The organism is Streptomyces sp. NPDC058231, assembly GCF_042882275.1.
Taxonomy (GTDB): domain Bacteria; phylum Actinomycetota; class Actinomycetes; order Streptomycetales; family Streptomycetaceae; genus Streptomyces.
The window spans coordinates 1-1064 of the sequence record NZ_JBHVWN010000193.1 but is presented as its reverse complement, the minus strand read 5'-3'; the positions used below and the strand labels follow the sequence as shown (position 1 = coordinate 1064).

Annotated in this window: 1 protein-coding gene; it reads left to right on the top strand. The window is 64.8% G+C overall.

Features of this window, described 5'->3' with window-relative positions:
- Nucleotides 1-53 precede the first annotated feature (53 nt).
- Nucleotides 54-602: an AAA family ATPase gene (locus ACFVXE_RS39240; RefSeq protein WP_389678608.1), complete on the top strand. Its 549-nt coding sequence runs from the start codon at nt 54-56 to the stop codon at nt 600-602.
- The last annotated feature ends 462 nt before the right edge of the window (nt 603-1064 follow it).

Genomic DNA, 1064 nt, shown 5'->3' with positions numbered 1-1064 from the left:
GGGTAGGAGGCCCGACCGGCGAGAACACTCGGGGCACGTGACCAGGGGGCTTCATGTCGCAGGAACTCACGTCGGCGGTCGTGCTCGTGACGGGGATCATGGCGTCGGGGAAGTCCACGGTCGCTCAACTACTCGCGGAGCGGCTGCCACGCTCGGTTCACCTGCGCGGCGACAGTTTCCGGCGCATGATCGTGTCAGGTCGCGAAGAATTCACACCTGAGCCGACCGCCGAGGCCACTCGCCAGCTCCGGTTGCGCTACCGGGCGTCCGCTGCCACCGCAGACCTGTACGCGGGAGCAGGGTGGACTGTGATGGTGCAGGATGTCGTCCTCGGCGAGCACCTGGACGCGTTTCTCGCCGCCGTGAATTCGAGGCCCCTCTACCTGGTCGTACTCGCCCCGGCCCCGGAGGCGGTCGAGATCCGCGAGGCCGGACGTCACAAGAACGGCTACGGCGAACCTTGGACCGTGAGCCTCCTCGACCGCACACTGCGGTATGAGACCCCGCGACGTGGACTATGGCTGGATACGACGAACCAGACCGCAGGCCAGAGTGCGGACTTCATCCTTGCCCACCTGGCCGAGGCCTGCATCGAGGACTGAGCCGTGGGCCAGTACACCTGTGAGTCCAGCGCAGCGGATGCCCTCACACAGATCGATCGCGTGCGCGGACCTTACGGGCTGACGTGTCTGCCGGGGAACTGCAAAATCATGGAGGGGGCAGGGTCGGGGTGTCGAGGTAAAGGCCGCCGGCGATGGAGCGGTCGAGGGTCGCGATGCCTGCCGACCGGCGAGTGCCGGTCTGGAAGCGCCTCGACCGGTCGTGTGCGAGGCGGTGAAGGCACAGCGAGGGCTCGTACGCGGCTGTGGAAAACCGCGTACGAGCCCTCGAACTCACAGGAGCCCTCATGAACTCACGGGAGATCCTGAATCCGCGCGAGTCCGTTCCGATACATGCATCATGCGAATCCGAGTGAATTCATGAATGGACTGATACATCACGCTGATTCGATGACCCAGCAGGTCTTGTACGTCAGAATTTCGCTGCCCTCGACATTGGCCCCC